This is a genomic window from Albidovulum sp. (genome assembly GCF_049646345.1).
In the GTDB taxonomy this organism is placed as follows: domain Bacteria; phylum Pseudomonadota; class Alphaproteobacteria; order Rhodobacterales; family Rhodobacteraceae; genus Albidovulum.
Genome location: NZ_JBARVQ010000600.1, coordinates 1 through 3,482, shown reverse-complemented (window position 1 = coordinate 3,482; position 3,482 = coordinate 1). Strand labels below are relative to the sequence as shown.

The 3,482-nt window shown below is 61.7% G+C and carries 4 protein-coding genes; all 4 read right to left on the bottom strand.

The annotated features are described in order from the left end of the window. Positions 1 to 151: 151 nt before the first annotated feature. Positions 152 to 493: a DUF427 domain-containing protein gene (locus WBB85_RS15710; protein WP_432639542.1), complete on the bottom strand. Its 342-nt coding sequence runs from the start codon at positions 491 to 493 to the stop codon at positions 152 to 154. 60 nt (positions 494 to 553) lie between these two features. Further along, positions 554 to 2,362, bottom strand: coding sequence for an aminopeptidase P family protein (locus tag WBB85_RS15705; RefSeq protein ID WP_432639543.1), 1,809 nt, complete (start codon positions 2,360 to 2,362; stop codon positions 554 to 556). A 102-nt stretch (positions 2,363 to 2,464) separates the two neighbouring features. Beyond that, on the bottom strand, positions 2,465 to 3,001 hold the full coding sequence (locus tag WBB85_RS15700; protein ID WP_432639541.1) for a hypothetical protein: 537 nt from the start codon (positions 2,999 to 3,001) through the stop codon (positions 2,465 to 2,467). Positions 3,002 to 3,137: 136 nt separating this feature from the next. Continuing rightward, positions 3,138 to 3,482 (bottom strand): cobaltochelatase CobT-related protein (locus WBB85_RS15695; protein WP_432639540.1); only part of this gene is annotated, 345 nt, incomplete at its 5' end.

Here is a 3,482-nt window from a genome sequence, read left to right as displayed (position 1 = left end):
GGTCAGGATGAACCGGAGCTTCTGGGCGCTGTGTTCCAGACCGATGCTTTGCGCGCTTATGCAAAGGCACTGGCCGACATAGCCGCAGAGGAACACAGCTGAACACGAATTTTCTCCGAAAATTCGCCAATTTTTCGAAGAAAAATTGTGGTCAGAGACGTTCCACCGTGACCTTCTCTGGATAGAAGGCAATGTAGCCTGATATTGCTTCCATCCCCTCTTTCGGGTTCTCATAACTCCATGCTGCATCTGCGATAGGACCGCTTTTCGCGACGATGGTGAAGTAACTCGCAGCACCCTTATACGGGCAGACCGTCTGCTTGGTGCCTGGATCAAGGAAAGCCATCGCAATGTCATCGCGGGGAAAATAGATCACCGGCGCAAGGCTGCCTTCGCAGAGTTCGAGCGCCCGCTTCGATTCGCCGATCACCGCGCCACCCGCGCGCACCACCCAGGTGCCACCCGCTTCCCTGATCCGGATATGCTCTGCCATCTCGCACCTTTCTTGTTGCCCCTTGCGGGCGCATTCGCCGAACAGTCTTTCAGGAATGTGTCAGACCGGTTTCGTCACCTCGGCGAGCCAGTCGCGCGCCGGCGCTGAGATGCGCGGGCCGATCCGCTCCGCCACCTCGCCGTGATAGGCATTGAGCCATGCCCGCTCCCCTGTGGTCAAGCCCCCTGCGTCGATCAGCCGCCGGTCGATGGGTGCGAAGGTCAGCGTCCGAAAACGCAGCATCCTGCGGTGATCGTCGCCGCCGGGCAGGGCAGGCGCTTCTTCCACCAGTATCAGATTCTCAATCCTGATACCGAACGCCTCTTCGCGGTAGTAGCCCGGCTCATTTGACAGGATCATGCCGGGTTCCAGAACTACATCGCCCGCCCGTGACAGCCGCTGCGGTCCCTCATGGACCGACAGGTAGCAGCCGACCCCGTGGCCGGTGCCGTGATCGAAATCCTGCCCGGCCAGCCAGAGATTGTAGCGTGCGATGGCGTCAAGATGCTGGCCCGCGATACCCTTTGGCCAGCGCAGGCGCGATATCGCGATCATGCCCTGCAATACGCGGGTGAAGGCGGTTTTTGCCTCGGGATCGACCGGACCCACTGCGACCGTGCGGGTGATGTCGGTCGTGCCGTTCAGATACTGGCCGCCGGAATCGATGACCACGATCTCGCCCGGCCGAAGCGGTCGGTTGGTCTCTTCCGTGACGCGGTAATGCATGATCGCGCCGTTCGGACCTGTGCCGCAGATCGTCTCGAAGCTGATTTCCTTGAGCTGGTTCGTCGCTCGCCGGAACCCTTCCAGTGCCCGGACCGCATCGATCTCGGTCAGCCCGCCGCCCGGCATTTCCGCGTCAAGCCAGGCAAGGAATTCGACCATCGCCGCGCCATCGGTCAGATGTGCCTCTTCCATTCCGGCAATTTCGGCGGCGTTCTTGCGTGCCTTTGGCAAGAGGCAGGGATCGGTGCCCCAGGCAATGGCGATATTTGCATCCTCCAGTTCCCGCGCGACCTGAAGCGGGGCACTGGCACGGTCGACGCGGACCGGACCGTTGAGTGTGCGCAGGGCCGCCGCGAAGGCTGATGGCGGGCGCAGGGTCACATCGGGGCCGAGATGCGCCCGGACCCCATCCGACAGTTTCTCGGGCGCGATGAAGAGCGTCAATCGCCCGGTTGCGTGCAGGATCGCGAAGGCCTGCACCACCGGATTGCGCTCAACATCCGAGCCACGGATGTTCAGAAGCCATGAGATCGAGTCGGGCAGCGTCAGGGCGACGGCATCCTGGCCCGCGGCCGCAAGTTCCGCGCCGATACGGATACGTTTGGCCTCGGCGCTTTCCCCGGCGAACTCCAGTGGCTGAATGGCAACCGGCCCCTTCGGCGGTTCAGGTTGATCGGCCCAGACCGCATCGACAAGGTTTCGTTCGGAGCAAAGCGCGACACCGCTGCCCGCCAGAGCGGCCTCCAGATCGTCGATTTCCTTTTTCGTGTGAAGCCATGGATCGAAACCGATCCGCGTGGTTTGCTTTACCTGTTCCTTCAGCCAGTCCCCGGGCTTCACATCGGGCCAGGGCACAGGTGTGAAACTCGCAAGATCCACCTGCGCCTTGACCTGTGTCCGGTAACGGCCATCGATGAAAACACCCGCGACTTTGGACAGGACGATGCAGAACCCGGCAGACCCTGTAAAACCGGTCAGCCAGGCCAGCCGCTCATCCGCCGCGGCCACGTATTCACCCTGATGGGCATCGGCGCGTGGCACGATGAACCCGTCGAGCCCCGCCTTGGCGATTTCGCACCGGAGTGCGGCCAGCCGGGATGGGCCCTGTTCGGGGCGCGCGGTGGTCTTGAAGCTTTGGAACATGCGCCCCTCGGATAGCGGCAGTGCCCCCTCGGGCACGGAACGCTCCTTCCTAGCAGCCCTATGTCCCGACGGGCAAGCCGGGACAGGCCGGGCAGGAGCAGATCAGGGCAGGAACTGAAGCGAGGGCAGGACCAGTGCGGCCGGTCCGACAAGAAGGGAGCCGACAACGGCAATGCGGGAATAGCTGAAATCCAGCGTCCGTACATAACCATCCCATGCTTCGCGCAGGGGCGGTAGCTGCTCTAACCGGCGATGGACGAGACCGGGAAACAGAAAGACCGCCAAGAACATCAGAAGCCAGGCTGAGGCCGCCGCAAGAAAGAACGGATGATCGAGCCGCCCTTGCAGGGGCGAGGTCGCGCCGAGGATGAGATGAAAGACGAAAAACCCGCCCCGGACCATCACGGCGACCATCACGATATCAAGAAGAAGCCGCCCGCCACCATGACGCAGGCGGGTCAGGAGGCGTTCGAACAGGCCATAAGCCAGAAACACGACCCCGGCCAAACCCGCCGCCAACCAGTCCATCACATGAAGGGCGCCGCCCAGTGACATCGTATCGGCGTGCAAGGCGGCGACGGCTGCGCTGGTGCCCAGCAGACTGAGCGTGAGCAGCAGAAACCCGGTCGCGAACTGCACGAGATAACAACAGGAGGATTCAATCCATCGTAGAATAATATAGATCGGGTGTGACATGGCGATTGCTAAGACTGGATACGATTCGGTCTCAGACTATAGTCGCATGCTACACAAAACGTTAACAAAATCGTCTTTGTTAACCTGCCTTGCGCATTCCCATCACCCGCGCGCGTGCCCGCGGATCGCTGTCAAAGAGGCTCGCGAGCTGTTCGGTCATTGCACCCGCAAGTTGTTCGACATCGGTGATCGTCACCGCGCGCTGGTAGTAGCGGGTCACGTCATGGCCGATGCCGATGGCGATCAATTCCACCGCCTTGCGCTTTTCGACCATCGCGATCACGTCGCGCAGATGCTTTTCCAGATAATTCGCCGGATTGACGGACAAGGTTGAATCATCGACCGGCGCGCCGTCGGAAATCACCATCAGGATCTTGCGCTGCTCGGGCCGCCCGACAACGCGGCGATGCGCCCATTCCAGCGC